Annotated in this window: 26 protein-coding genes and 1 pseudogene; 14 read left to right on the forward strand and 13 right to left on the reverse strand. The window is 65.0% G+C overall.

The annotated features are described in order from the left end of the window. Positions 1 to 317: 317 nt before the first annotated feature. The 4 genes from AC1DKQ_RS18660 to AC1DKQ_RS18675 all read left to right on the forward strand — a co-directional run bounded on the left by AC1DKQ_RS18660 (position 318) and on the right by AC1DKQ_RS18675 (position 3,040). Positions 318 to 575: a mycoredoxin gene (locus AC1DKQ_RS18660; protein WP_011692168.1), complete on the forward strand. Its 258-nt coding sequence runs from the start codon at positions 318 to 320 to the stop codon at positions 573 to 575. Positions 576 to 698: 123 nt separating this feature from the next. Next, a complete protein-coding gene (locus AC1DKQ_RS18665) occupies positions 699 to 1,784 on the forward strand; it encodes an S-(hydroxymethyl)mycothiol dehydrogenase (RefSeq protein WP_476885729.1) in 1,086 nt (361 codons plus the stop codon). Further along, positions 1,781 to 2,440 carry an MBL fold metallo-hydrolase gene (locus AC1DKQ_RS18670; protein ID WP_476885728.1) on the forward strand — a complete coding sequence of 220 codons (660 nt, stop codon included), beginning with the start codon at positions 1,781 to 1,783 and terminating at the stop codon, positions 2,438 to 2,440. The genes AC1DKQ_RS18665 and AC1DKQ_RS18670 overlap by 4 nt, the downstream gene beginning before the upstream one ends. A gap of 99 nt (positions 2,441 to 2,539) precedes the next feature. After that, complete coding sequence (locus tag AC1DKQ_RS18675; protein ID WP_476919788.1) at positions 2,540 to 3,040, forward strand: DinB family protein; 501 nt, start codon at positions 2,540 to 2,542, stop codon at positions 3,038 to 3,040. 24 nt (positions 3,041 to 3,064) lie between these two features. On the opposite strand, the gene AC1DKQ_RS18680 is transcribed toward AC1DKQ_RS18675, so the two are convergent. Both AC1DKQ_RS18680 and AC1DKQ_RS18685 read right to left on the reverse strand, forming a co-directional pair. Beyond that, positions 3,065 to 3,808: a GAF and ANTAR domain-containing protein gene (locus AC1DKQ_RS18680; protein WP_476919789.1), complete on the reverse strand. Its 744-nt coding sequence runs from the start codon at positions 3,806 to 3,808 to the stop codon at positions 3,065 to 3,067. A gap of 52 nt (positions 3,809 to 3,860) precedes the next feature. After that, the gene (locus tag AC1DKQ_RS18685) at positions 3,861 to 4,562 is read right to left on the reverse strand and encodes a GAF and ANTAR domain-containing protein (protein ID WP_476919790.1); all 702 of its coding nucleotides are present in this window, start codon (positions 4,560 to 4,562) and stop codon (positions 3,861 to 3,863) included. A gap of 330 nt (positions 4,563 to 4,892) precedes the next feature. On the opposite strand from AC1DKQ_RS18685, the gene AC1DKQ_RS18690 reads away from it, so the two are divergent. The 3 genes from AC1DKQ_RS18690 to AC1DKQ_RS18700 all read left to right on the forward strand — a co-directional run bounded on the left by AC1DKQ_RS18690 (position 4,893) and on the right by AC1DKQ_RS18700 (position 7,331). Then, positions 4,893 to 5,618, forward strand: coding sequence for a GAF and ANTAR domain-containing protein (locus AC1DKQ_RS18690; protein WP_476919791.1), 726 nt, complete (start codon positions 4,893 to 4,895; stop codon positions 5,616 to 5,618). Between the two features lie 15 nt (positions 5,619 to 5,633). Further along, positions 5,634 to 5,936 (forward strand): hypothetical protein, encoded by a 303-nt coding sequence (locus tag AC1DKQ_RS18695; protein WP_476919792.1) that lies wholly within the window; start codon positions 5,634 to 5,636, stop codon positions 5,934 to 5,936. A gap of 993 nt (positions 5,937 to 6,929) precedes the next feature. After that, on the forward strand, positions 6,930 to 7,331 hold the full coding sequence (locus tag AC1DKQ_RS18700) for a hypothetical protein (RefSeq protein ID WP_476919793.1): 402 nt from the start codon (positions 6,930 to 6,932) through the stop codon (positions 7,329 to 7,331). A gap of 96 nt (positions 7,332 to 7,427) precedes the next feature. Here the strand turns inward: AC1DKQ_RS18700 and AC1DKQ_RS18705 are convergent, their stop codons facing one another. Beyond that, on the reverse strand, positions 7,428 to 7,739 hold the full coding sequence (locus tag AC1DKQ_RS18705) for a hypothetical protein (protein WP_476919794.1): 312 nt from the start codon (positions 7,737 to 7,739) through the stop codon (positions 7,428 to 7,430). A gap of 209 nt (positions 7,740 to 7,948) precedes the next feature. Here AC1DKQ_RS18705 and AC1DKQ_RS18710 point away from each other — a divergent pair, with 209 nt between their 5' ends. Continuing rightward, positions 7,949 to 9,391 carry an AAA family ATPase gene (locus AC1DKQ_RS18710; protein WP_476919795.1) on the forward strand — a complete coding sequence of 481 codons (1,443 nt, stop codon included), beginning with the start codon at positions 7,949 to 7,951 and terminating at the stop codon, positions 9,389 to 9,391. On the opposite strand, the gene AC1DKQ_RS18715 is transcribed toward AC1DKQ_RS18710, so the two are convergent. Next, the gene (locus AC1DKQ_RS18715; RefSeq protein WP_476919796.1) at positions 9,388 to 9,741 is read right to left on the reverse strand and encodes a ClpX C4-type zinc finger protein; all 354 of its coding nucleotides are present in this window, start codon (positions 9,739 to 9,741) and stop codon (positions 9,388 to 9,390) included. The two genes, AC1DKQ_RS18710 and AC1DKQ_RS18715, sit on opposite strands and share 4 nt — an antisense overlap. Before the next feature lie 129 nt (positions 9,742 to 9,870). Between AC1DKQ_RS18715 and AC1DKQ_RS18720 the strand changes: the two genes are divergently transcribed. Then, positions 9,871 to 11,154, forward strand: coding sequence for an MFS transporter (locus tag AC1DKQ_RS18720; protein ID WP_476919797.1), 1,284 nt, complete (start codon positions 9,871 to 9,873; stop codon positions 11,152 to 11,154). On the opposite strand, the gene AC1DKQ_RS18725 is transcribed toward AC1DKQ_RS18720, so the two are convergent. Then, complete coding sequence (locus AC1DKQ_RS18725) at positions 11,122 to 11,910, reverse strand: GNAT family N-acetyltransferase (RefSeq protein WP_476919798.1); 789 nt, start codon at positions 11,908 to 11,910, stop codon at positions 11,122 to 11,124. The two genes, AC1DKQ_RS18720 and AC1DKQ_RS18725, sit on opposite strands and share 33 nt — an antisense overlap. A 48-nt stretch (positions 11,911 to 11,958) precedes the next feature. Next, positions 11,959 to 14,574 (reverse strand): bifunctional lysylphosphatidylglycerol flippase/synthetase MprF, encoded by a 2,616-nt coding sequence (locus tag AC1DKQ_RS18730; RefSeq protein ID WP_476919799.1) that lies wholly within the window; start codon positions 14,572 to 14,574, stop codon positions 11,959 to 11,961. 269 nt (positions 14,575 to 14,843) lie between these two features. Here AC1DKQ_RS18730 and AC1DKQ_RS18735 point away from each other — a divergent pair, with 269 nt between their 5' ends. Continuing rightward, on the forward strand, positions 14,844 to 16,220 hold the full coding sequence (locus AC1DKQ_RS18735) for an alpha/beta hydrolase (protein WP_476919800.1): 1,377 nt from the start codon (positions 14,844 to 14,846) through the stop codon (positions 16,218 to 16,220). Positions 16,221 to 16,325: 105 nt separating this feature from the next. On the opposite strand, the gene AC1DKQ_RS18740 is transcribed toward AC1DKQ_RS18735, so the two are convergent. Further along, a complete protein-coding gene (locus tag AC1DKQ_RS18740) occupies positions 16,326 to 16,814 on the reverse strand; it encodes a hypothetical protein (RefSeq protein WP_476919801.1) in 489 nt (162 codons plus the stop codon). Positions 16,815 to 16,959: 145 nt separating this feature from the next. Here AC1DKQ_RS18740 and AC1DKQ_RS18745 point away from each other — a divergent pair, with 145 nt between their 5' ends. Next, the gene (locus AC1DKQ_RS18745; protein WP_476919802.1) at positions 16,960 to 17,805 is read left to right on the forward strand and encodes an alpha/beta hydrolase; all 846 of its coding nucleotides are present in this window, start codon (positions 16,960 to 16,962) and stop codon (positions 17,803 to 17,805) included. A gap of 79 nt (positions 17,806 to 17,884) precedes the next feature. Here the strand turns inward: AC1DKQ_RS18745 and AC1DKQ_RS18750 are convergent, their stop codons facing one another. The 4 genes from AC1DKQ_RS18750 to AC1DKQ_RS18765 all read right to left on the reverse strand — a co-directional run bounded on the left by AC1DKQ_RS18750 (position 17,885) and on the right by AC1DKQ_RS18765 (position 20,973). After that, positions 17,885 to 18,808, reverse strand: a complete 924-nt coding sequence (locus AC1DKQ_RS18750; RefSeq protein ID WP_476919803.1) for an alpha/beta fold hydrolase — start codon at positions 18,806 to 18,808, stop codon at positions 17,885 to 17,887. Positions 18,809 to 19,195: 387 nt separating this feature from the next. Beyond that, positions 19,196 to 19,747 (reverse strand): N-acetyltransferase family protein, encoded by a 552-nt coding sequence (locus AC1DKQ_RS18755; RefSeq protein WP_476919804.1) that lies wholly within the window; start codon positions 19,745 to 19,747, stop codon positions 19,196 to 19,198. A gap of 23 nt (positions 19,748 to 19,770) precedes the next feature. Next, a complete protein-coding gene (locus AC1DKQ_RS18760) occupies positions 19,771 to 19,968 on the reverse strand; it encodes a hypothetical protein (RefSeq protein WP_476919805.1) in 198 nt (65 codons plus the stop codon). Positions 19,969 to 20,232: 264 nt separating this feature from the next. Next, positions 20,233 to 20,973, reverse strand: coding sequence for a GNAT family N-acetyltransferase (locus tag AC1DKQ_RS18765; protein WP_476919806.1), 741 nt, complete (start codon positions 20,971 to 20,973; stop codon positions 20,233 to 20,235). Between the two features lie 166 nt (positions 20,974 to 21,139). Between AC1DKQ_RS18765 and AC1DKQ_RS18770 the strand changes: the two genes are divergently transcribed. The 3 genes and pseudogenes from AC1DKQ_RS18770 (at position 21,140) to AC1DKQ_RS18780 (ending at position 22,614) form a co-directional block, all read left to right on the forward strand. Continuing rightward, positions 21,140 to 21,397, forward strand: a complete 258-nt coding sequence (locus tag AC1DKQ_RS18770; protein WP_476919807.1) for a hypothetical protein — start codon at positions 21,140 to 21,142, stop codon at positions 21,395 to 21,397. Between the two features lie 300 nt (positions 21,398 to 21,697). Continuing rightward, positions 21,698 to 21,922, forward strand: a pseudogene (locus tag AC1DKQ_RS18775) (GNAT family N-acetyltransferase); the annotation flags it as partial. A gap of 44 nt (positions 21,923 to 21,966) precedes the next feature. Beyond that, on the forward strand, positions 21,967 to 22,614 hold the full coding sequence (locus AC1DKQ_RS18780) for a hypothetical protein (RefSeq protein ID WP_476919808.1): 648 nt from the start codon (positions 21,967 to 21,969) through the stop codon (positions 22,612 to 22,614). Here AC1DKQ_RS18780 and AC1DKQ_RS18785 read toward each other — a convergent pair. Together AC1DKQ_RS18785 and AC1DKQ_RS18790 are read right to left on the reverse strand one after the other, a co-directional pair. Beyond that, positions 22,611 to 23,936, reverse strand: coding sequence for a carboxylesterase family protein (locus AC1DKQ_RS18785; protein WP_476919809.1), 1,326 nt, complete (start codon positions 23,934 to 23,936; stop codon positions 22,611 to 22,613). The genes AC1DKQ_RS18780 and AC1DKQ_RS18785 overlap by 4 nt on opposite strands. A gap of 6 nt (positions 23,937 to 23,942) precedes the next feature. Continuing rightward, the gene (locus AC1DKQ_RS18790; RefSeq protein ID WP_476919810.1) at positions 23,943 to 24,650 is read right to left on the reverse strand and encodes a FadR/GntR family transcriptional regulator; all 708 of its coding nucleotides are present in this window, start codon (positions 24,648 to 24,650) and stop codon (positions 23,943 to 23,945) included. Between the last annotated feature and the right edge of the window lie 32 nt (positions 24,651 to 24,682).

Here is a 24,682-nt window from a genome sequence, read left to right on the forward strand (position 1 = left end):
ACGCCAACGCCGCCAAGCAACCCTCAACGCCTGCCACGCCCGGCACCCTCACCGCTACCGAAACAAACCCACCGCACCAGCCGCCCCGACCCACGCCGGCATCAACCACAAAACCAACCCGCTGTCACAAACAGCTTGATTCATTCCGACTTTCCGGCGACTTCGCAGCTTTCCCGCGAATTCGCGACCGACGGCGTAGCGAGGCAGCACACTCTGCGGGAATAGCGGGCTCCGGGGTACGGTTGTTGGTAGTGACGTACGACTTCAGTGGGGCCGGCCTAAACGCCGACCCCACCCATATGTTTGAGGAGAACTTCGTGGATTTCACCCCCGAATCCGGCACCATCACCATGTTTTCGACCACGTGGTGCGGCTACTGCAACCGGTTGAAGAAGCAGCTGGACGCGCAGGGCATCGGGTACACCGAGATCAACATCGAGGAAGTCGAAGGCACGGCCGATCTCGTCGAGCAACTCAACGGAGGCAACCGTACCGTCCCCACGGTGCTGTTCCCGGACGGCACCGCCGCCACCAATCCCTCCGCGGCAGAGGTCAAGAGCCGGCTCGCCGCCTAGTCTCTTCCTGTATCCAAGGACAAAACCAAACCACGACGGCGCGGCCTCCCAAGGGCCGCGCCGTCGCCCGTTGTGCCAGTATTTATTCGAGAAATCCGCGTTCAGAGCAGAGGAGCTTGTTTCATGGTCCATAAAGTCAAGGCAGCCGTTGTCCGGTCCAAGAATGCCGACGTCACCCTCGAAACGATCCTGGTTCCGGACCCGGGGCCCGGCGAGGCCCTCGTGGACATCCTGACCTGCGGCGTCTGCCACACCGATCTGCACTACAAGCAGGGCGCCATCAACGACGACTTCCCGTTCCTGCTCGGCCACGAGGCCACCGGCGTTGTCAGCGCTGTGGGACCGGACGTCACCGACGTCGCCCCCGGTGACCGCGTGGTGCTGAACTGGCGCGCCGTCTGCGGCGAATGCCGTGCCTGCCGGCGGGGTCAGCCCCAGTACTGCTTCAACACCCACAACGCCACCCAGAAGATGACTCTGGAGGACGGCACGGAGCTGACCGCCGCGCTGGGCATCGGAGCCTTCGCCGAAAAGACCCTCGTGGCCGCCGGCCAGTGCACCAAGGTGGACCCCGACGCCGATCCCGCCGCCATCGGCCTGCTCGGCTGCGGCGTCATGGCCGGCATCGGCGCGGCGATCAACACCGGAAACGTCCAGCGCGGCGATTCGGTCGCAGTGATCGGCTGCGGCGGAGTGGGCGTGGCGGCGGTCGCTGGGGCGGCGCTCGCCGGCGCCACCACCGTGATCGCCGTCGACATCGAGGCCAAGAAGCTCCAGCGGGCCAAGGAGCTCGGCGCCACCCACACGGTGGACTCCTCCGCCGTCGACCCCGTGGAGGCAATCCGCGAACTGACCGGCGGTTTCGGCGCCGATGTGGTGATCGACGCCGTCGGCCGCCCGGAAACGTACAAGCAGGCCTTCTACGCCCGGGACCTGGCCGGCACCGTGGTCCTGGTGGGCGTGCCGAGCCCCGAGATGACCCTGGAACTACCGCTGCTGGACGTGTTCGGCCGCGGCGGCTCGCTGAAGTCCTCCTGGTACGGCGACTGCCTGCCCTCGCGCGACTTCCCCACCCTGATCAGCCTCTATCAGCAGGGCAAGCTGGACCTGGACGCGTTCGTGACAGAGCGGATCACCATCGACCAGATCGAGGAAGCCTTCAATAAGATGCACGCCGGCGCGGTGCTGCGCTCGGTGGTGGAGCTGTGAGCGTCCGCATCGACCGGCTGGTCACCTCGGGGACGTTTTCGCTCGACGGCGGGACGTGGGAGGTTGACAACAACGTCTGGATCATCGGGGATGATGCCGAATGCGTCATCATCGACCCTGCCCACGATCCCGCTGCGGTAGCCGCCGCTGTCGCGGGCAGGAAGGTCACGGCAATCCTGCTCACGCACGGCCACGATGACCACATCCGGGCCGTGGGCGAGGTCCGGACCCTCGTGGACGCGCCCGTGTACTTGAACCGGGAAGACTGGATGCTGTGGGAGCAAGTGTTCCCCGGCACCGAGCCGGACCACGCCATTGCCGACGGCGACACGTTCGATGTCGCAGGGGCCAGGCTGGCGGCACTGCACACCCCCGGCCACTCGCCCGGATCCGTGTGCTTCCTCCTCGAGGGCGAAGGCCCAGAATTTGGAAACCCAGTTCCTGAACACACTGTGTTTAGCGGCGACACGCTGTTCAAGGGTGGACCGGGAGCGACCGGCCGTTCCTTCAGCGACTTCCCGACCATCATCGAGTCCATCCGGAACCGGCTCCTGCCGCTTCCGGCGGGCACTGTGGTCCGGACCGGTCACGGGGATCCGACGACCATCGGTGACGAGGCCCCGCAGCTTGAGGAATGGATCGCGCGCGGGCACTGACCGCGATCCAGCCTCACGTGTCGGATTCTTGGGGACCTGGACCCCGCTGGCGGGTCCGGGTCCCCCGGAACGCGGCGGCCGGTACTAGGCTGTGAGGCCATGAGACCAAACCCCAGCATGGATCCTGCAACATTCACAGCGGACACCCGGACCCAGCTCGATGCATTCCTCGATGAGCATCGGAAGGCGCTGAACAGCTGCTTGGACGGGCTCTCGGAGCAGGAGGCCCGGGCGTCGCTTGTGCCCTCGCGGACCACCCTCCTGGGCCTGGTCAAGCACGCCACCTTTGTGGAAAAGGTGTGGTTCGACGAGGCCATCACCGGTAGGAGCCGGGAGGAGATCGGCATCCCCGCCACTCCGGATGAATCGTTCATCCTGGCCGACGACGACACCATCGCGGGCCTCCAAGCCGCCTACAGCCAGGCCTGTGCGGATTCACGCCGCATGGCCGCTCCCCTCGACCTTGACGACGTCGTCACGGGCAACCGGCGCGGTCCGCTGCCCCTGCGGTGGATCTACCTGCACATGCTCAGGGAACTCGCCCAGCATTGCGGTCACGCGGACATTCTGCGCGAGCAGATCCTCGCTGCACGCTCCTGACGGCGCCGGCCGCTCGAGTGAAGGCTACAAGTCGAAGCGTGAACGGATGTCCGTGGTGCCGGCAATTGCAGCAACGATGGATACCGCGACTTCGCGCAGCTTGATGTTCCGGGCGTTGGAGGCTTTGCGGAGCAACGTGAATGCCTCATCCGGCGGACACCTGTTCTGGGCCATGACCACGCCAATAGCCATGTCGATGACCGTACGCGATTTCATGGCGGACGCGAGGTCGTCGCGGGCGTCCTGGAGGCGACCGATCCGCAGGCTCAGACGCAGGGGCCGGGAGACCTGCCGGGCAACGTTTTCTGCCGTGAGGATCTCGCCGTCCGTAAATCCGGAATGGTGCGTGGCGTAGAAGCTCAGGGCGGCCCGGCATTCGTCGTCCAGATCGATGGGGACCACCAGGACGGCAGCATATCCCCGCTCCGCAGCCGCTTGACCGAATACTGGCCACCGGCTCTCGCGCCTCACGTCCCTGACGTATACCGTGCGTGCTCCGCTCATGGCCGTGATGCAGGGCCCCTCGCCGGCCTCGGCTTGTAGCTCTTCGAGTTCGACTGCCCTGGCGCTGCCGGCGCCGGTTGCGGCGGGTTTCTTAGGCCACGCGACAGTTACGGCGCAGATGATTTCCCGATCTGCGTGGGATCGCCCCGTGGCTAAGTGCTGGGCCAGCTGGCCCAAAAATTCTTCCAGGTCCTCGCTGGACAGCACCAGGTCCTGTAGCTGCTCCGCGGTCCCGTCAACCAAACGCTGCTCTGCAAGTTCCACCCCGGCTCCTTCCGGCCGCATGCCCCCAAATCATGCTACATCGCGGGCAACGTTACCGGCCGGTTGGGTCGTCACTCCCGCGATCGGCAGGACCGGCCTGCGGCGCGGACCCGGCGATGATGTCAGCCGCGATGTCATGCATCCGCGTGCCCTGGATAGTGGCTGCACGGCTTATCAACGCCAAGGCTTGGTCGTGGCTGCATCGATTCTGGGCCATGACGAGTGCGACGGCGGCATCAATCACGGCACGCGATTGCAGAGCCGACCGCAGATGTTCCGGGTAGGGAGGGGCCGGATGAACCCTGAGGGCAAGACGGAGAATGTTGGAGATCGACGCCGCGTATTCCTGCACCTGTTCGACGGTGCCGGGTTCAAACTCCCCCGATTCGGAGGAGTAACAGTTGAGCGCCGCCGCCGATCCGGCGTCAGAGGTTATGGGCACTGCTAGCACCGATCGGACGTTTTCCGCGGACATGGCGCGGGCGTAGGCAGTCCAGCGCGGATCCGTGCCCGCATCGGTCACCAGGATGGTCTGAGAGGTCCGCAATGCGGTCAGGCACGGGCCGTTGTGAAGGCCGTACTGGATTTCATCCAAACGTTGCGCTTCGGGTCCGCTACTGGCGACGGTGGCTGGACTTCCGTCGCGTTCCACGGTGATGGCACACATCCTGGTGTTCTTGCCGCCTAACGCGGTAGCCGCCAGTGTGGAAAGGCTGAGGAGGAAATCGATGAAGCCCGGGCTCTCCAGCAGCATATCTTGGAGCTGTTCCGCGGTCGGCGCAGCCCCTGATTGTGAAGTGACGGCGTCCTCTTCCTGTGGGTCGCCCTTGCAGGAGCCCTGATTGCGGGTGCGCGCTCTAGTTCGTACGCAGCCTGGTGCGAAGAACGTCGGCCGGTCGAACTCTCCCGGGGGTATCTCCTCTTTCCACACTACGCGCGCTGCGGTGTGGTGAACAGGTGTCCTACGGTGCGAGGCCGGTTATGCTGGAAGACGCAGCCGCAGCGCCCCGCCACGGCACAGTGAACACGGCACAGTGAACACAGCACATTGAACACGGCACCGTGCAACCTGTCGAGGTAGAACATGGAAATCGACCTGCCCTTGGCAGAGGAACTCACCGCGGTCTTCGCCCGCGCGTCCCGGATGTTACTGACCGAGGAAACTGTCGTGCATGCCCTGCAGGTGATCACGGACGCCGCCGTGGCTGCCATTCCCGGAGCGGTGGGAGCCGGGGTCAGCCTGATGAACCCCGGGGGCCAGCGCCTCACGGCTGCGTCTTCGGGCGGCGACGTCGTTTCGCGGGCGGACACGCTGCAGTTTGAACTGGGCGAAGGTCCGTGCCTGACGGCGTGGGCAACTGGCGAGCCCGTGCTGGTCAGCGATGCCTCTACCGATCACCGCTGGCCCGCCTGGAGTGCGGCCGTGGCACCCATGGGCATCGGTTCGGTCGCCAGCAGCCCGCTCTTGACCGGAAGCACGGCAGTGGGGGCGGTTAAGGTCTATGCCGGCGAATCGGACCGGTTCGACGATCACACCGTCCGGCTGCTTGCCCTATTTGCGCAACAGGCAGTGTTGTTTGTCGTTCACGCGCAGGCCCGTGAAGCTGCCGCGGTCCTAAGCCAGCAACTCCAGCACGCCCTGTTTCAGCGCGACACCATCAGCGTGGCCAAAGGCATGCTGATGGCACGGGACAACACCGGAGAGGACGACGCCTTCCGAACCCTGATCGCCATGTCCCGCCGGTCAGGGGACACTTTGCATGAGACTGCAGCGGCTTTGGTCCGCTTCTCTGCGTCGTCCGGCACGTAAACACAAGGCGGAACAATGGCCTTGAGCAATGAAGAAAGCGAGCAACGACGCGGGATTGCTGCTTCGCTTCCTTACACCGGGCTCAACCTCGATGAACTTTGGCTGAAATACTTCACTCTGGGTGGACAAGCCGGCGAGTTAGAGGTGGAGGCGTACCTGCACGGAGCAATGTCGCTGCCGGACCTCCAGCGCGACATTCTGGCCCATGCGGTCAACGAACGTTTGAATGCGCTGGACTCCCCCGCTCCGCGGGCTCCCTACAGCAGACCCGCTACGGGCACGGCAGACGAGGGCACCGAACCGGACCAGCGCCCGTGATGTCGCCGGTTCGAGGGCGGCACCTGGGCCCGCGCTCTCCGGCGCCAGCCGGGTACACGGCACGCCGTGCACTATGTGCGTATTAGCGCGGATGCGGCCACCCCCGATACGTTTCATAAGGGCCGCATCCGCGCTGGTCTAAGGGAAGCCTGGATCAGGCTTCTGATCCTGCTTGCCGGACCGTCGGCCCGCGTGCCGGCGGCGTGATCGCGCCCCGACCAGGCTCGGACGCCACTCGCGCCGCCGGCCGCGCCCGCGCAGTTCCGCGTTGATGATCTGCAGGAGCTCGGACGCAGCAGGGTTTTCAGCTGGTTCCTGGCTATTCGCCAGCGCCTGCCGGAGCTGCAGGAGGTCGCCAGTGGGCACCTGCGGCAAGTGCTGGAACGTGTAAAAGATCCTGCTGCCGGGGCGCCGCTGTGACCCTGTGCCGATCATGCCGCAACGCCCCAACCATGCTCTGGGGCGGTGAAACTGTGGGCGGTCAAGTACTCGAGTGGATTCATGGCGACAGCCAGAACGTCCGCGTCGGCAGTGACGATGACATCGAGTCTGGTGGGCATGAGGCAAGGACTCCCGCAACGAGGTGAGCGGCCTCTTCCTGACCAAATTCAGAATATCAATTGCATTTGCCGCACAAAAGGAAAAGAGAGTAACAATTCAGATGCGCCTTTAAGTGACGCGGGTCTGTGGTTCTCCGTCCTGCGTTGTCCGAACCCCCGGAGATTCATCCAATGCGGTTTGTGTTCGGCTCCGAGACCCTAGGCTGGGCCCATGGAACCTATCAGTGATGTTGCATTCGCCGACTGGCTGCGTCCTCTTCTGGACCGCTCCGCGAGGGACATGCACTGCGTGGTGCCGTACGGATACCTATGCCCGCGTGTTCCATCCCGCGACGCGTGACAGGCCAGCCGATACCCGGCACGTGGCGCGGACACAGCAGGCCAACTGCTACGGAGATCGACGTCGAATCCGTCCCTTGGTCCCGCGTGGCCGTTGCTCGTCGCCGCCGACAGCGCCTCCGCTGTTCCGTCATCTGGAGCCGACGGCGGGTCCGGACTGCTGCCCGCCGCGGTAGTGATCGGACCCCGGCTCGAGCTGCCCGGACGAGCGCATTTCCTCTTCTCCGAAGCTCCGATAGCGTTCGCCAGCCCCGGCTGGGTCCGCACCGCACTGTGGACACGTGATGCACACTCGCCACAGTCCCCGAGCCTCATGTGGCCCGCCGACCGCGCCTGGACACTGGTGACAGAGATCGACTTTGACTCAACAATCATCGGGGGTAGCCAAAACCTCATTTCGGAAATCGTCGCCGATCCGGGAATCGAGGCCCTCCAGATACCCGAGGGCGCCGATCTGACGCGGGATGCCGATGAGCCGAATCGGCCCACGAGCTAACCGGCTGCCGGAATCCCGGAACGGGAGGCGCAAATGCGCACCGGTAGACCCGTTCCGGCCGCTAATACAGTCACGGGGTTGATATGCGTGGCAGCGTCATTTCGTGGGCGGCGAATACTCCGGGTAGTAGCGCTGGATCTCTTGAACGGTCTTGCGGGCCTTCACCATTCGCTCAATGGACATCATGCTCCGGACTTCCTCGTCAGAGGATTTGGTGCTATTCCAAGCACCCATGGTCCGGTAGCAGAAGTCATTCGGATCGTTCAGCCTGGCCCGGTTGTAGCACTCTGGGTGGTCCGATGCACCAGCTGGCATGCCAGCAGGACCGGACTTCGACGTTCCGAAAGCGGCTGACAGCCCCAGTGCGAGAAGCGGAGTGAGCGCTACGACTGCAATTGCGGATTTCATTCCCTTATTCATGGTCCCCCCAAATAGCCAGAATAGTTTGCGAGCATACCAAACAGGGCCGGCCCTCCGAGGAAGATATTTTCTTCCCTTTGGGATTTGTGAAACCTTTCGGGAACTCTGCAGACGCCAATACGGTCCTGCTCGAATGCGCCAGGACGGAAACATCCTTAATCGTCAATACGGGAATGCGGCGCTGGTAGGGTCAGCCCATGGATGAAAATTTGGGGAAGTTCATCGACAATTTCGCGCAGCTGGTGGAGCTTGCACAGTCCGGGCAGCACCGGGTGCAACGGGGAACCCAGCTGCTGACCACGCTTACCGACCACTTGGCGGTCCAGGCGGAATCAGTGGCTGTGGTGGTTGAGGAGATTCCGCCGCACCGGTTCGTGGACGCGGACATCCTGATGGAGGAACTCGCTGCAGAGGACCCCGGGTTCCGGCTCGTGGGCATCGGCGGCGGAGACCAAAGGCACCATCATTCGCTGAGCGACATGTTGCAGCAGTCCCAAATGTTTCCCCAGTACCCTCTGTCCCAGCCGGACTACGCCAACCTCGCGGTCGGTCCGGACCAACAGCGGCAGGCCGTGGCACTGGGACTGTGGCTATTCAGCCACGGCGGCAGTCCAATCGCAGTGCTGCAGCGGGACGCCAACCCCCGGTATGGCCGGCAGTCCGCTTCACTTGAAGTTTTGGCCGGTGCGACGGATAAGGCCGCACACTTCCTCTCGGAATTCCGCCGGCGGATGCAGCACCGCAGCGTGCTCAAGGGGCAGGTCATTTCCTTGGTGATGGGCGAATATGGTCCCAGCGCGGCCGGGGTGACCTTTCACGCCCGGCCGGCCCTTGCCGCGTCCGATGTCATCCTGCCGGATGGCCTGCTGGAGAAAGTGTCGGACCACACCTTAGGCATCGCCGAGCACCGGGAATCCCTCAACAAGTACGGCCAGCACCTCAAACGCGGCGTCCTGCTCTATGGCAGGCCGGGGACCGGCAAGACCCACACGGTGCGGTACCTGTTGAGTCGGAGCGACGGTGTCACAGCAATCCTTCTCTCGGGGGGATCGCTCGCCAGGATCTCAGAAGCCGCCGCCATGGCCAGGGCGCTGCAGCCCTCCATCGTCGTTCTTGAGGACTGCGATCTCATCGCCGAGGACCGCAGCTTCGGGCACGGACCCCAGCCGCTGCTTTTCGAGGTGCTGGACGCCATGGACGGGTTGGCCAGCGACGCCGACGTCGCGTTCGTCCTCACCACCAACCGGGTGGACATGCTTGAACGCGCCCTGGCCCAGCGTCCCGGACGTGTGGACCTGGCCGTGGAAATTCCCCTGCCGGCCCAGCCGGAGCGGGTTTCGCTGGTCAGGCTGTATGCCAGGGGCATCCCCTTCAGCCCGCACGCGGTTGAAGATGCCGCCGCCCGCACCGAAGGCACCACGGCCTCGTTCGCACGTGAACTCGTCCGCCGGGCGGTCGTCGCAGGCGCATTGGAAGGCGTACCGGTCGCGGACAACCATTTGGCGAAGGCTGTGGAAGACCTGATGGCCGACAGCGCCGCCCTCACCCGGAGCCTCCTTGGCAGCGGCGCGGGTGGCGACACTGAGGGCAGTGGAGGACCGTTCCCCGGGCCGCCGGCAACCTTCTATTCCGGCAGCTAGGAAAATCGTTCCCACGCTGACTGCCGCGTCATACCCAGCGCCGCGCCAATGCGCGCCCAGCTGATGCGCCTTTGACGCGTGGTCCCCACCCAGGCCCTCAACCGGTCTTCGACTTGTGAGGCGACGGCGGCGATTTCCGGCAGGTGGGCCAGCAGTTCATCGTCGGTCATTCTCGCCCACGGGGCCGCCGCCGGAGAAACATCCGCGTTGCTGAACAGCGCCATGGACGCCTGGGCACAGTCCTTACAGATGGCTACGCCGGGACCTGCCACGAGGCGTCGGGAGGTGTTGGCCGGTCTCGCGCAGAAGCTGCACATCAGCGGGCCGGCCAGCGGCGGTTCCAGTTCCACGGCATTCTCCTTAAGACTTATCGCCTGACACTGCCAGAATAGTTGATTTGTCAGGCAGTTCCTGACAAATTGTCAGGTATGGCCTTACAGCGAGTTGTCAGCACTGGCGCCCGGCCGATTGTAAGGACGGTGAAGACGGCCAAAAAACCAATTTTGCAGCTGGTTGCCTTCCGGCGGTTGTGGATAGCCGCCGCGTTCGAGGGTGTGGGGGACGAAGCAAGCCGGGTGGTGATCCCGATCATTGCCGTTTCCCTGCTCGGTGCCGGCGCCCTGGAGGTGGGAGTCATCAACGCCCTGGGCATGAGTGCGTTCCTTGTCCTGGGCGTGCCGATCGGCGTCTGGGTGGACCGGTTCCGCCGGCGCCGGCTGATGATTGCAGCGGACGCGGCTCGGGCCTTGGTGGTCCTGAGCGTACCGGCAGCCTTTGTTTGCGGCGTCATGACGCTGGGGCAGCTGCTGGCCTGCGTAGCGCTGATCAGCATTGCCGACGTCGTGTTCACCACCGCCCACGGAGCTTTCGTGCCCTCCGTGGTGGGGCGGGAAGAGATGAGCGACGCGCATGCCCGGCTGCAAACGGCCGCCAGCGCGGTCGCCGTCGGCTCTCCGTCCCTGACCGGGGCGCTGCTCAGCGCCGTCGCCGCGCCGTTCGTCTTAGTGGCGGCCGGGTTCGCCTACGCCCTGTCCGCCCTGGTCCTCACGAGAATTCAGGTAAATGATGACGTCAAGCCACCCCGGAGTCACGAGGCGTTTTGGACTGCGGCCCGGGCAGGACTGTCGTTCACCATTCACCACCGGGCACTCCGGGCTCTGTTCCTGTCCGGGATGATTCTCAACGCGGCCACCATGTTTGGCAGCGCCGCCACCGCGGTCTACGCCCTCAACGTCCTGGGACTGAGCCCGGCCGTCTTCGCGCTTCTGAGCACCTTCGCCGCCGTGGGCGGCCTTGCCGCGTCCTTCGCCGCGCCGGCCATCCTGGGCCAACTCGGCATCGGAAAGACCAGAATCCTCGCCGGCATCGCCTGCGTCCCGGCCGTGGCGCTGACTCCCCTGTCCGCGGTCCTGCCGTGGTTCCCGGCTCTCTGGCTGAGCGCGTCCACGTTCGGGTGGGCTTTTCTTGTTGTGGTTATGGCCGTGGCGGGCGCCGGGATCATCCCGCGCCTCGCTCCGCCCCACAGGCTCGGGACAGTCCTGGCCAGCAACAGACTCTTTGTCCTCGGAGTCATGCCCGTCGCCAGCCTGGCCGGCGGCGCCCTCGCCGCATGGGCAGGCGTTGAGCCCGTGCTCTGGATCTGGGCACTGCTCGCCGGCGCCTCGGCAGTCCCTATCGTGTTCTCGCCGTTGCGGACCTGGACAACAATCCCGGCGGACGCGCTTGGGCCGTTAGCGCCGCCAGCGGTACGGAGTGGTTGTTGACACCCGGTGCAGGCCGTAGCGTTCCAGAATCGGTCGCGAATATTCTGTCGAGTCGCTGTGGATGAGTTGCTTGCCGAGCGTTAGCGCGGCTCGAGCCCGGGCCGCCGTGAGGGCCCGATAAATACCCAGGCCACGCCATTCTGCACGCGTTGCCCCGCCCCAGATGCCCGCGAAGTCGGTGTCCCGTACCGGCTCGAGGCGGCCCGCACTCACAATCACCCCGTCGTGTTCGGCAACCCACAGTTCCATACCGTCTTCCAGGGCCACACGACGCAGGATGGCGTCGGCATTGCCCTCGGACGCGTCAGTGCCGAAAACCTCGTCCTGCATGGCGCTCATGGCGCGAATGTCCCGTTCTTCAGTCACGCGCCGCAGGCTGATGCCGGGCGGGAGCTGCACCTCCACATTCAACGCGCTGGCCGGTCCGATCATGACCGACTCTGTTTCGTCCGGCTCAAATCCGTTCTCGAGCAGTGCGTCATGGAGCCCGGGCGCGTGATCGTGGCCACGGGTTTTCCACTCAATTCGCACGATTGCCGGATCGCTGCGGTATACCGCGAGCGCCTCGACCACCCAACGCGCGATTGTTCGGGCGCTGGCCCCGTCGAGGTCTTGGTAGGTCACGAAGCCTCTGCCGCCTGCGAAGGTCACCAGACGTAGGGGACCCAGCCGTTCAACGCCGATGGCACTGGGCGTCTCGGCATCCGTTCGGAGTTGCTGGTCGTATGCCATAAGAAGTTCTTCAGAAAGAGTCATCGGCCTCTACGGTAACATCGTCCGGATTCGGTTTGATGTGTGTCCCGGCTAGCTTTCCGTCGGCTGGCGACCAGAGCGTCCAACACCGCTGACGCGTTCGCTCAGTAAGTTTCGCAGCAGCCTGAACCCCTCGCCGAGTGACAGATCGGGCAGATAGGCGCGGGTAAGGGCGTTCCCGATTCCGGGCAGGGCCGCCGAGTCGGGATATGCCATGAAGAGGGGGACATAGCTGGGGTGGAACTTGCTCTTGAAGGCCAAAAGGGACCTGAACCCGTAGACGGGTTCAAGAGCGGACCCAAGGCGATCCAGCAGTCGGTCCAGGCCGGCGGTCGCTGACGGACCCGCTGGGGTCACGTCCGGACGGAGGACCGGCGCAGTCCGGGCCAGTGGTGCACCGGAAAGACTGATGAAATCGCACCCTTCATCCTTGAGGCTCATCGCTGCGGAAGCAATGAGGAACTCGACGGCCGCCCGGAAGCCGGTTCTGCGCCTTCTCATGAAATCCAGCGTCCAGCCCACGATCCTTCCGTTGCGGTAGACCGGAAGCCAGGAGGTGACGGCGTGCACTTGTTGGTCGGCGTCTATTGCGAGCAGGCAGCGGACTTCAGGGTCGTTCAGTTCGTCGAGCCCGCCAAGGGTGAACCCCATTTCGGGCATCGTCCGGTCCGCAACCCATTCTTCGGAGATAGCCAGAATCTGGGTCTGGATGTTCAAGCCTGCCGTGGGGTAGCTAACCCATTCTGCATGGATTCCCGCCTTGGCCGCGTTGTTTAAAGAGGTGCGTACATCTTGGAATCTCTTCCCCTTGAATGACAAGGACTCCAGTGACAGGACAGTTTCCTGAGCAACCTGAACGGTGTCCCAGCCAAGGCCGGTTGCCGCATCCCGGACCTCCGCGGATACGGAATAGAAACAGGGTGTCCACCCATTTGACCGGCAGTAGTCCCAGAATTCATCGACTGCCGCGGCGTTCAGGTTCTTGGGTCCGACTGGGCCGTCCACCGTGAGCGCGATGCCGGCGATAACGCGGTATGCGATGTAGCTCTGGCCGGTGGCCGAGAACCAGTAGGTGTTCCCGGCCCAGGTGGTCATCCAGGATATGGAACTCCCGTCCTGTGATCTCAGGATGGCCAAGGCCCGCTCCTTGCCATCGCCATGCCGGGGTTGACTTGGCCGCACAAACGATTTAAAGACCAGCACCCCGGTGACGGCCCAGAACACGATGCCGACTCCTTCGTAAAGCAGAACTGCCAGCGTGCCCTGGGGTAAGAAGGCAGGCGGAACGTCTGCAATGAAGCCCAGCGGCAAGAACCTGTCCGGGGTGTCCGCCAGGAGATCGGCTGCGGCGGGGACAGGGGTGAACTCAGTCGCGAGGGCCAACCCGACCGCGATGTAGACCAGGCTAAGGGCGCCGGCAAGGACTAGCAGCTGCAGTGCCAGCCGGGTGTACGTGCCGCGGGGTGCGGTCACGGGAAACAACCTCCCGCACCCCATCAGGACAACGAGTAGCAACACCGGGACAAGCAGCGGGACCACGAGTGCCAGCGGTTGGGTACTGTGACCCGGCTGGCTTGCGTCCACCAACTCCCCCGCGACTGTGTCTGGGCCGGCCGCCTGCAGAACTGCCACCAGTGTAGTGAGCGCCAGCAGTGACAACCCGGCCTGGACCACGAGCACTCCTGCCCAGGCGAAGCGTCGTCCGCGTCGGAGCCCCTCAGCGAGCAGCAGCAGCATAAATGACGGAACAATCGCCATGAAGATTGCGCCAGCACCCGCCCGCAACTGCAGATGCGCGGCCTCACAGTCCCGATGCTGGGCCGGAACAGCGCAGATGGCCTGTACTGTCTGGGGGTCCACGGGCCGAATGTCTGTGAACAGGAAGCGCAGGACGGCGAGCGGCCCCACTGCGTGCGGGACCAGGCCGGCAACCACCGGCCCGACGGCCGAAACAGCCACGAGGAGGGCCACGAGCACCCTGCCCTCGTGCCTTGAACTGACCGGGCGCACCAGCCGGGGGCGACGGCCCAGAAGGAACGGGCCCAAGAGCGCGCCCGCAGCGCCGGCCCCAAGTCGACTTAGATCGGCGAAACCCCCGCTGTAAAGGGCGAGGAGTATCAGCAGCCCGAAGAGGCCGAGGCGGATCCGCCGCCTCCACAAGGCCCCCATGGACGCGGTCGCTGCCATGGCCGTTCCGCAAATGAAAGCAGTCGGGCCGAAGAAGTACAGTCCGCGCATTTCCCGGGCCCAGTTCCCCGTCAGTAGCCGGGTAGCCTCCCAAAATCCAGCGGCGGCCAGGATGCCCGCGATCTGCGTCAGAACGGCCGCGACAGAGAAGTTCTTGCTCCCCATCTGCCGTTCCAGCGGCAAGCAGGCCAGCAGCACAAGCGCCGTTCCCACCACGTAGCCGAGCAGGTTTCTTGCCCAGAATGCGGCAGACACCACCGCCCACCAATGATTCGGCAACGATTGTGCCGATGCCGCCACTTCCGCCCGCCACTGCGCTGCAGGGCCGAAGAGGAGACTCGAGGACAGGAGACCCAAGATCCAGTAGACGACGACGAAGGACACCGTGACGGGAGACCCGCGCACCACCGCGAGCAGCCAGCGCACGGGCCCGCCGCGGCGGAATCGCCCTGGCTTGGTGACGGCCGGCGACTCTAGCACGGTGAATCCTTTCAGGATTTTAGGGACAATCCGACAGGCCCATCCTGTAGCTTCCATTTGATCACTGACGTACAAGCCAGCATAGGACGGTTCCGCTGAAGCATCGACAGGCTCCCGTCCGGTCTGCGGCGAGGGCCCGGAACGCTCCCAGCTTCGCCGACGACGGACGTGCTATAAAGCCTCTTAGGGGAGCCTGCAGTTCGCTCCGGAGCCGAGCCCGGTGGCCGGCCGCTGGCCATGGCGCAAAATGACGGACAGGAGGAGACGAGATGGAGCAACTTCTTAACCTCAGCGTCATCGCAAGCCCGTTGCTGTACTCGGTCTATGCCCTGTCGGCTCTGGCAGCCCTCGTCCTGGTCTTGCGCGCTGGACTTCGTCCGGGCCCGACCATCCGCGTCGGGCCTTCGGCCGGGGACGACGACGGCTCGCCCCCGCGCGCCTTACAGCTGCCGAGGTGGCGGAAATGGCTCGTCACGGCGGCCGCGGCCGTTGCCGGCGGCGCCCTGACCGGAGCCGTGGTCCTGTTCGTCTCGGATGTCGTGCTGAACGTCTTCGGCTTGCCGCTGGATGCGGACACCCGCGTCTGGGTGATTTGCGCGTTCGGAGGCCTCGGCCTGGCTGCCGTGAACCTGTGGCGGTCCCGCTGGTGGCGGAAGGCGGTCGCCATCCTCGCCTGCCTGTTGTTCGTTGCGACGGCGGCACTCGGCATCAACGCCGGCTACGGGCTCAACCCGACATTGGGAGCCATGTTGGGCATGAGCGTGACGAAGCATCTGACATTGCCCAAACTAAACCCCGCGCACCCGTCATTGACTGGGTCCGCCTTACGGCAGCACTGGAAGCCGCCTGCGGGAATGCCGTCTGTCGGGCGAAGCGGCGCAGTGACGATTCCGGCCAGCGCGTCAGGATTCCGTGCCCGCGACGCATTCCTCTACCTCCCGCCCGCTGCCCTGGTGGCTAATCCGCCAGCCCTGCCGATCATCGTCATGATGATGGGCCAGCCGGGCGGCCCTGAACAGAGCAGGTCTGCGGTACATCAGCTCAATGCCCTGGCGCGGCAAAACCACGGCCTGGCCCCACTGCTCCTCACCGTCGATCAATTGGGCAATCCCTACAGGAACCCTGTCTGCGTCGACTCCGCGGAGGGCAACGTCTACACGTATGTCACCACCGACGTCGTCAACTACATCCGCACGAACCTCAACGTTGCCAGTGCCCGGACCCAATGGGCGGTGGCTGGCTACTCGAACGGCGGCGAATGCGCACTCTCGTTCGCGGCCAAGAGGCCGGATATATTCGGCTCACTTCTTGATATCTCCGGAGAGCTGGAACCCGTGAATGGCTCCAAGGAGAACACGGTCAAGACCATTTTCGGCGGAAGTGAGTCCGCGTTCACTGCGGAGAAGCCCGCAACAATCCTCAAAGCCCACACGTATTCTGATGAGCTCGCTATCTTCACCAGCGGCACCCTTGACGCAAGGTACGGGCCCCAGAGCGCCGAAGCTGAGAAGGATGCGAAGGCCGCCGGCATGACAACGCACCTGTTCGTCGGGGAAGGGATCGGACACCGTGGGGACGCTCTGGCCTACGGTCTCAAGACCGGACTTCCGATGCTCTTCCAGAGATTCGGCCTCGCCCACCCTTGAGGAGGACCACCGGCTACCGGTACAAGTTCTGGTGGATCCTGGCCCTGCACGTTCGTGCTGGCGCGTCGAAGCGTTCAGTGCCGCTCCACCGGCCGTGCATACGCTTTAGCGGGTGATGGTCAGCGGCCTCACAGGCAGCACACACGACTCCCGCACGAGAGTGACCTCTCGTGCCCCCGACACACGGTTGTTCCTGCCGGTGTCATCGCACCAGTCAATGTTGTAAGGCGCTGCGGTTACCGCGGCATCCCCGGCGGCTGTCTGGGCGGGCACGACAAACGTGTAGGTGAACCCACCGGCGTCGTTCATGGCGGAGGTGGTGTTGACAACCTCCGCCCCTGTTGCGTCGGCGACGCTCACTTGGATTCGCGCGTTGTTGCCGTAGCGGGGATTGCAGTCAGCGTCCGATGCAGCCACTGTGACCCTTTGCCCTGGTTTGGCTTGGTTCGGGGTCAGCGTATAGGCGGGAGGGAAACACGGAGGCTCCCCGCCCGTGCCGGGCGAGCACCCCGATATCGAGGCAACCAGCATCAGCACGCCAATCGTGGCGCAGATCGCGGAGCGCCCGTCACGGTCCTTCAGGTGGAATGCCATGCCGTCAGTGTCTCCGGTGCAGCAGCAGAAGCCCACGGTTGCCGCGGATTCGTACCCGAATTGTTGCCGGAGTGTGCCGCGACTGCATGGAGCCGCCGCCCGCATGGCAACTCCCAGACCGAGGCATCGGGCCTATGATCGGGCCATGGGATCACCCGGATTTTCCCGACGGCGCCTGCTGGGGCTCGGAGCCGGCGCCGTGGCGGCGGCGTCGGTCGCGGGGTGCGCTGGCCGGGGCACGTCCAGCCAGGCGGCAGCAGCAGCCCCGCCGATCGGCGTGCGCAGCGGCAGCTTCACCTCGCGGTACCGGCCCCAGAAACCCACGGGCTGGTCACTGGCGGTGCCGGGATCCACCGACGGCCGTACCGGCCCCTTGCCCGTTGCCCTGTTCCTGCACGGCACGGGCGCGGACCACCGCATGGTCTTCGACGAGCTGGACGCCGGCGGCGTCCTGGCCGGGCATGTGGCCGGCGGAGGGACGCCATTTGCGATCGCCGCCATCGACGGCGGCGAGACGTGGTGGCATCGCCGGGAATCCGGAACCGATACGCAGTCCATGCTGGTGGAGGAATTCGTCCCCCTGCTGGCCCGCCAGGGAGTCGACACCGGCAGGCTCGCCGTGTTTGGCCTGTCGATGGGCGGCTTCGGCGCCCTGCTCCTGGCCTCCCAGCACCGCGTCCCAGGTCTCCGGGCCGTCGCCGCGATGAGTCCCGCCGTCTGGAGCCTGTACGACGCCGGCCGGTCCGACAACTTCGACAGCGCCGCGGACTTTGCGGCCAACGACATCTTTGCCCTGCGCTCGGAGCTGGAGCCGCTGCCGAAGCGCATTGACTGCGGCACGGCGGACAACCTGCTCTTCAGCGTGAGGGACTATGTGAAGGACCTTCCGGGCGCACATGAGGGAGGCTTCCAGGCCGGCGGCCACGACGGCGGCTACTGGCGCTCCATCCTCCCGGATGTCCTCGCGTTCCTGGGCAAGAACTTGGCTTGACGCTGGCCGCGAGCGCCGAGCCTCGAGCGCCAACGCGGCGGTCCAAGGCAGGGATGCGTCTGAGCAGGGTGTCATTTCGTCAGCTGGCGGTTTGCTCTGTTCCGCCGGCTTTGCGCAAAACCCTGCGCAGGGTTGCCGCCCATTCGTGTGGCATGTCGGTGTACGAGCCATGGTGGCCGGGGAATGTCACCAGCTCACAGCCCAGCCGCTCTGCCAAGATGTGTGACACCTCGCCGAGCCAGGTCTTCCGGTCCTGGGCCCACTCGCCCACGGCCATAATGATCGTCACCCCGTTGCGATGAACCAGTAGAACATCCGGCAGATAGTTCGTCACCGGCAGGAGCTCGAGCTTCATCAGGACCTCGTTCGTGTCGAGCGAGCTGATACGGGGCTCGCGTTGCCGGGACTCGCTATGGCCGCGGGCATACTCCGCGGCTTGAGCATGTCCCTTGACAAGCTTCCTCACGGGAACCTGAATTCCGAAGATGAAACGAAGCCCTGCCAGCGAAGGGCTGAAGTGGTAGGCCATTCGGTATACGTTGGCGAAGAAACGTTGCCACTTGGCAGCGTTGGGGGATATCCTCGCACACGGCGGCTCATGAGCGATGGCGGCCCGCACGGCATGGGGTTGGGTCTTCGCCACATCAAGGGCAATTACAGCCCCGCTGCTGCTCCCGAAGATGAAGGCCGCCTGCTCACCGGCGGCCTGGATTACTGCTACCGCATCCCGGCTTTGCTGGCTGATCTCGAAATTCTGGGGACTGTTGGAAGTACTGCGGGCGTTCGCGCGGCGGTCGTAGGTGATGACCTTGAATTCATCCGAGAGGAGGTCCGCGACAGCGGCGTACAAGTCCGCGTTCCCACCGGCTCCAGGGATCAACAACAACGCCGGCCCGTGACCTCGTACTTCAAAATACAGGTCATCGCCTTCCGACCTGACACGGTTCGTCGTCACCCTGACGTTGGGCTGTGGACTACCGGATTCCCGCCCGGATGTCGTCATGATCGAACAGTACTCCAATGGCTGGCGAGACGGCTTGAGGAGAGATTCGGCTTACTGCCACAGCGCGTTTCGTCCGACCTGCCGTCCGGCACCGCCAAGCTGGCGCATAGTCAGTCGCGCCTTTCGGTCCTTCCTCGAAAGCCGGTCAGGGTTCCGCAGCAGGAGCGAAAAGGGCCTCGCTGCGCTCGGGCAACACCGCCGGGAACCTTGTTCACGGCAATGGCAGCCGGGCTGCGGGCCCGGTTGCTCGCGGCTTTGTGCATCTCGCAAACCTGCTGGTGGACGAGTGTGCTGGTCGGACTGCTCAACAGCACACTGCGGCGCTGGGCCGGCGCATGAAGCCGGTACTCGGCTCGGAGCAATGCCGATTGCCTGCGCACGGTGCGCTCACAGCGTGTCGGGCGGGACCCTTCCGGGCGGGAATGTCCGGCTGTGGCGGTTCTCAGCCACGGGCGGATCGAATCTGGTGTCTTCCAGGGTCCCGCCGTCGTCGAGCCAGCGGCGGTTGCTGTAAAAGCTGATGGCCCGAGTGTTGCTTTTTTCCACCCAGAGAAATGCCCGGCGGTAGCCGAGTTCGACGAGCTTTTGTTCTGCGGCCGCGAACAGGATGGAGCCCGCTCCCCGCGCCCAGCAGTCCGGATGCACATTGATCGCGTGGAGCTGGCCGGTTTCCGGGTCCGAGTCCCCGGAAGCAGTACCGAGGATGGCGAAACCCACAACCTCATTGCCGCTCTGGACGACGAGGTGAATAGTCCCTTCCCTGGGCTCCAGGATGTTCCGACGCCACGCAGTTGCCGCCCGGCCGACGTCGAGACCGTCAAGATACTCATCGGTCATGACTCCACGGTAAGCGGCCCGCCAGGCCGCAACGTGGATCTCGGCCAGCCGGGCGGCGTCGTCTTCGGTCGCTGCCCTGACGCGGATATCCGGAGTGGTCATGGTCCCGAATCTATCAACCCAGCTCAGCGGTGCCGCGCGGCGCGCACCAGACGGCGGGCAAGGTAGAGGATGAGGATGACGCTGATTACGACAAGGAGCCACATGCCTGCCGGCCCCAAGACCGGGCCACTCGTGCACGTGCTGACGGCGCCCGACTCCGCCGTGTAATCGAAGCACTCGCCAGTCCGAAAACCGATCAGCAACGCGTCGACGGCGATCACCAGAAGGATGGCTAATGCCCAGGGCCATCTTGGACGCCGGCGCAGTTGAGGCGTCTCCTCCACGACTCCCCTTCCGCAGCTCCGCATTGGAGCCAGCCCGTAGGACACCTGGCAGCCATCACAGCACGAATCGGGTGCTGTGGCGAGACCGAATTTCGAGGAGCTCCAGCGTCCTGCCTGCAACGTCCGGAATGCGTTGGAGGGTCGGAAAGAAGTGTGGGTCGGTGATGTGTCCGTCAAACAGCACCGGGGTGCCGCCGGCGTTCACCAGCACTTCTGCCATGCAGGCGGCGACGTCGGTGCGCGCCAACGGTTGTTCGGCTGCAGGGATTCGCATATTGCCTCGACTTCCGGATCCCTGCCTGTACCGAAGACAAAGCATGCAGCGGTAATCCTGTCGTTGCTGATGACGAACATGCTTCGGGATGGATCCAGTTCGTTCTGGATCATGGGTCCGAATTCGGCGAGGAGGCCATTGCGCGTCCCAGTGGGCGACCATGATGCGTGAACGTTTTCATACATTTTCGTCCAGGCTTCAGTCAGTTGTTCCAGCGGTAGCCGGTCGCCGGCGCGGATGCCGTCCCGGCGGTTTTCGAGTGCCCAGCGCCGTACCTCGATGTTTGAGGTGCCGACCCGCTCGGGCGGGCACACTTGGTAGCGCACGGCGCCGAGCGATTTGTAGAACTCGTGCGCAATCGTGCCGGGGTGGGCTTTAACCGATAGCGGCATCCGACGACGGGTTTGGATGGATTTCACCAGCGCCGAGCCGATGCCCTGTCGCCGGAACTGCTCGGCGACGAACACGAACACCGGGTCCCGAGTCGGATGGACGCGGTTGGCGGCCGAGACGGCGATGCCCGCCGGCTCCCCCTTGATCTTTGCCACGAGCGATGATCCCCCGACACGCCATTCGTCGGCCCGGGCCCATGGCAGGTCGGCTGCGAAGCGGTCCGCATCAGCAACCGTCGCGGGTTCGATCACCGGTTTCCGCATATCGCTGACCATATCGGATCACTCAGCCGCCGCTGAGAAGCAAGAGAGTCTTTCGGCCGATTCCTTCAGCGAGGTACCCTTCACTGACACCCCGTTTGCCACTCCCGGCCACGATGAAGCGCATCGACCACAGCGGCCAGGAAGTGTCCAGCAGAATTCTTCTTGGAAGGTCCGCGCTATGTCAGACCCTGAACTTTCAGCTCTCCGGGAGCGGGCCGCCCTTGGTGACAACGACGCCATAGGTGAGCTCATCGAGCTTGCCGCGGAGCGGGAAGACTTCGACGAACTGCGGCGCCTTGCCGACGGCGGCAGCAAAGACGCTGAGGATCAGCTTGTTGAACTCGCAGCTGAGAAGGAAGATTTCGCAGAGTTGCGGCGTCTGGCATCCGCCGGAAATACGGACGCAGCCGACCTGCTGGCCGAACTCACTGAGTAGACCCTCCCGTGCTGCGGCAGGATCTCCCCAGCCGAAATTGACTACGGCAATACCCGCCGGAGCATCTATGCTGCGTTCAGTCGCAACCGCGGCATCGACACTGGGGGTTTGAAATTGGCTCTGGGCTTGCTCGTTGCGGCCCTTTACTGGGCCTTTCCCGTGGCAACATTTTTCGTTCTGGCGCGAACCGTGTTCCGGCTGAACACCTACCTGAAGTTACGGATCGCGCAGCTCCGCGCAGAGGCCCTGACCGCCGAGGCAGCAGAGCTTCCGCACTAATTTCAGGGTGTCCACGACCTCTTTGTCGAACCTGACACACGTCTGGGCGGCACCGGCAGGGCCCTCATGGACTTCATCTTCGACTGGTCGCGGACCCGGCCACAGCCGATGATCCTGGACTGGCAGGCAAGTCCGTCAGCCATCGGCTTCTATGAGGCACTTGGGTTCACGGCCGATCGTGTCGGCGACTTTCCCGGGTGCCCGGGTTTCACCCTTGACCATCGAGTCGGACACCGCGTGCGGTAGATTGCACTCATCCCGACGACGACGCGGGCAATGGAGGGGGACCATTGAAAGCATCACAGGAGCAGCACCACCCGCCGCAGGCGGGCCGTCCGGACTCCGGCCGTCGAGCCAAAACGCACCGCTCGGCGTCGGGCCGCCCTGTGGCCGCGGCCGTTTGGGCCGCCGCTGCGGGCACCCTGTGGTGGCTGATGGCGAGCGGAGAAACCCGGGCCGCGATAGACGCCGCACCTTGGCTGGTACTGGTGTCCTGGTTGGTCTATGCGGCCCAGTGGCGGCCGTGCCTGCGCGCCGATGGCGGCGGCTTTACGCTGATCAACGGCCTCCGCGACCACCGGATACCTTTCGAAACGGTCCAGGACGTCGAGGTCCGCTACGCCGTCACTGTCAGGGCCGCCGGCAAGAAGTATGTGAGCTGGGGTGCTCCCACCCCGCCGGGCTCGTTCGAATCCGGCTTTGAGCACGTCAGCGACCTGAAGAGCCGGCCGTACAGCATCCTGCCGAGCAATGAACGGTTCAGCCACCAACAGCCCGCGGTGACCACCGGCCGTGACGAGATCGCCCAGGCGTGGCAGGACGCCCGCGCCACCGGACTCCGCTCCTCCGGCGAAACCGTAACCACCACCTGGAACCGCCCGTTGATCGCCTTCGGCGTCGTAGTGCTCCTTTGGGTGATCGCTGCCCAGCTGTTCTAGACCGAGCGGTACCGGAGCGAGCCGGGAATCTCGCCCCGGGTCCCCAGGCCTTCCCCGTAGGCGAACCGTGCCCACAGCGCCCGCATCGCCCGGCCGTGCGCATTGATCTCCTCCCAGGTGGCGCCCGCCAGCAGCCCGGCACCCTCCCAGGTCCGTTGGTGCCCGAAAAGCAGCGGCAGGTCGACCGTGTGCGCGGCGCCGTACAGATTCCCTGGTGCGCGCCAGGACAGCACGTAGCGGTGGGCCCGCCCGCCTGCGCGCACATGCCGCCTGGCAAACTGCCTGGCCGCTTTGCCGTACACCATTTCTGTAACCACCCACGTGACCGCCTTGAGCACCGCGCTGCCCACCACGGGAATCCTCGCTACCCTGCCCAGGTATGGGCTTCGCGGCAGAAACAGCCGGGCCTCCTCCGCGGTGTGGCCGATCAGGATATCGATCCCTGGCGCAGCCGCATTCCAGGCCCCGTCAAGCGCGGATTCCGCCGGCAGGGGTGCGTGCCCGTACTGAATCCCGAACGGCATGGCAGCCATCAGCCCGAACTTCCGAGCCGCCCGCGCAACGTCGTCTTCGAGGGCGACGACGTCCATCGCCGGAGTGCCGGCGGTGATCGCTTCCGCGGCGACGCCCATGGCGGCGTTCATCTTTTCCCGCCCCCGGGTAATACCCAGCGGGGCACTTTGGATGATGGCCCGCTGGAAGAGCGAGGCTGCGCCCGGCGTCGCCATGAGGTGCGCGACGGCGTCGCCCCCTGCGGATTGCCCGAACGCGGTGACCCTGCGCGGATCACCGCCAAACGATGCGATGTTGCGCTGCACCCACTGGAACGCCTCGATCTGGTCCAGCAGGCCCAGATTGGCGGGCCGGCCGGTGCTGGTGGACAAATAGCCGAAGAGGCCCAGCCGGTAGGTTACCGAGACAACGATCACCCGGGTTTCGGCAACCAGCGCCGCCGGGTCGAAGATCGCCAGATCCCCCGAGCCGGAGGTGTAGGACCCGCCGTGCAGCCACACCATCACCGGCAGCCGCTCATCGTCGTCGAGATCGGCAGGCAGGGTGATGGATAGCCGCTGGCAATCCTCGCTGCCTGGCAGTTCGCCGTAGCGGGTGCCCAGCACGTCGTCCAGGAAGGGTACCGGAGCCTGCGGGCACGCCGGAGAAAGGGATGTTGCCTCGAGCGTCTCGGACCAGTCGGTGGCCGGCGCGGGCGGCTGGAACCGCTCCGCGGTGGCGTAGGGAATGCCGGTGGCACGCACGACGGCGCCGTCGCGCCATCCGGTGACGGGGCCACACGGCGGATCGAAGGAAAGGTTCACATTCATCCCGGCTTAGCTGTTCTTCAGCAGGGCAACGTCGGAGACGAGGTCGATGTGCTCGAGCATCGCCGCCGCGGCGGCCGCCGAATCCTGGAACCTGATCGCGTCGGCGATCTTGCGGTGGGACGCGAGTGACTGCTCCGGCCGGCCGGGCTGTCCAAGGGATTCGAGGCGCGTTTCCAGGACCATTCCGGCGATGAAGGTCATCAACTGGGCCAGGACTGCCGAGTGGGCCGCGGCAGTAACGGCCTGGTGGAACAGCTCGTCGCCCCGCGCACCCCGTTCTCCCGAGGCGACTTCCGCGGCCATGGCTTCGAGGGCGTGGTCGATGGCGTCCATGTCCTGCTCGGTGCGCCGGGCCGCAGCCAGCTCGGCCAGCTTGACCTCCAGCGTGCTCCGCGCTTCAACGATCTCGGGCAGACGGCTGCGATGCTCGCGGAGGCCCTTGATCACGGACGGAACGTTGGGCCGGTAGACCAGCACTGCTCCGGTGCCGTGCTGGACGTCGATCACGCCGAGCACTTCAAGGGCCACCAGGGCCTGCGCCAGGGTTGCCCGCGAAACCCCCAGCCGCTCGGCGAGCTCCCGTTCAGCCGGCAGCGTGTCGCCGGGACCCAGCTCGGCGGACTCGATGAAGTCCATGATCTGCTCCACCAGCTGCTCGTAGAGCCGGGGCCGCGAAACGCGGGAAATCTGATGCGTTGCCGCCTGCTTTGCCATGCACGTCCTTCCAGCCTGTCCTGACCCCTAAG

The organism is Arthrobacter sp. 05L421 (genome assembly GCF_056397785.1).

Coding starts and splice junctions, on each gene's coding strand:
- AC1DKQ_RS18665 (WP_476885729.1), top strand. CDS start 699: ATGGTCCATAAAGTCAAGGCAGCCGTTGTCCGGTCCAAGAATGCCGAC.
- AC1DKQ_RS18675 (WP_476919788.1), top strand. CDS start 2,540: ATGAGACCAAACCCCAGCATGGATCCTGCAACATTCACAGCGGACACC.
- AC1DKQ_RS18685 (WP_476919790.1), bottom strand. CDS start 4,562: ATGCTGCTGGAGAGCCCGGGCTTCATCGATTTCCTCCTCAGCCTTTCC.
- AC1DKQ_RS18690 (WP_476919791.1), top strand. CDS start 4,893: ATGGAAATCGACCTGCCCTTGGCAGAGGAACTCACCGCGGTCTTCGCC.
- AC1DKQ_RS18695 (WP_476919792.1), top strand. CDS start 5,634: ATGGCCTTGAGCAATGAAGAAAGCGAGCAACGACGCGGGATTGCTGCT.
- AC1DKQ_RS18705 (WP_476919794.1), bottom strand. CDS start 7,739: ATGAAATCCGCAATTGCAGTCGTAGCGCTCACTCCGCTTCTCGCACTG.
- AC1DKQ_RS18710 (WP_476919795.1), top strand. CDS start 7,949: ATGGATGAAAATTTGGGGAAGTTCATCGACAATTTCGCGCAGCTGGTG.
- AC1DKQ_RS18725 (WP_476919798.1), bottom strand. CDS start 11,910: ATGACTCTTTCTGAAGAACTTCTTATGGCATACGACCAGCAACTCCGA.
- AC1DKQ_RS18735 (WP_476919800.1), top strand. CDS start 14,844: ATGGAGCAACTTCTTAACCTCAGCGTCATCGCAAGCCCGTTGCTGTAC.
- AC1DKQ_RS18740 (WP_476919801.1), bottom strand. CDS start 16,814: ATGGCATTCCACCTGAAGGACCGTGACGGGCGCTCCGCGATCTGCGCC.
- AC1DKQ_RS18745 (WP_476919802.1), top strand. CDS start 16,960: ATGGGATCACCCGGATTTTCCCGACGGCGCCTGCTGGGGCTCGGAGCC.
- AC1DKQ_RS18750 (WP_476919803.1), bottom strand. CDS start 18,808: ATGACGACATCCGGGCGGGAATCCGGTAGTCCACAGCCCAACGTCAGG.
- AC1DKQ_RS18755 (WP_476919804.1), bottom strand. CDS start 19,747: ATGACCACTCCGGATATCCGCGTCAGGGCAGCGACCGAAGACGACGCC.
- AC1DKQ_RS18765 (WP_476919806.1), bottom strand. CDS start 20,973: ATGGTCAGCGATATGCGGAAACCGGTGATCGAACCCGCGACGGTTGCT.
- AC1DKQ_RS18770 (WP_476919807.1), top strand. CDS start 21,140: ATGTCAGACCCTGAACTTTCAGCTCTCCGGGAGCGGGCCGCCCTTGGT.
- AC1DKQ_RS18785 (WP_476919809.1), bottom strand. CDS start 23,936: ATGAATGTGAACCTTTCCTTCGATCCGCCGTGTGGCCCCGTCACCGGA.
- AC1DKQ_RS18790 (WP_476919810.1), bottom strand. CDS start 24,650: ATGGCAAAGCAGGCGGCAACGCATCAGATTTCCCGCGTTTCGCGGCCC.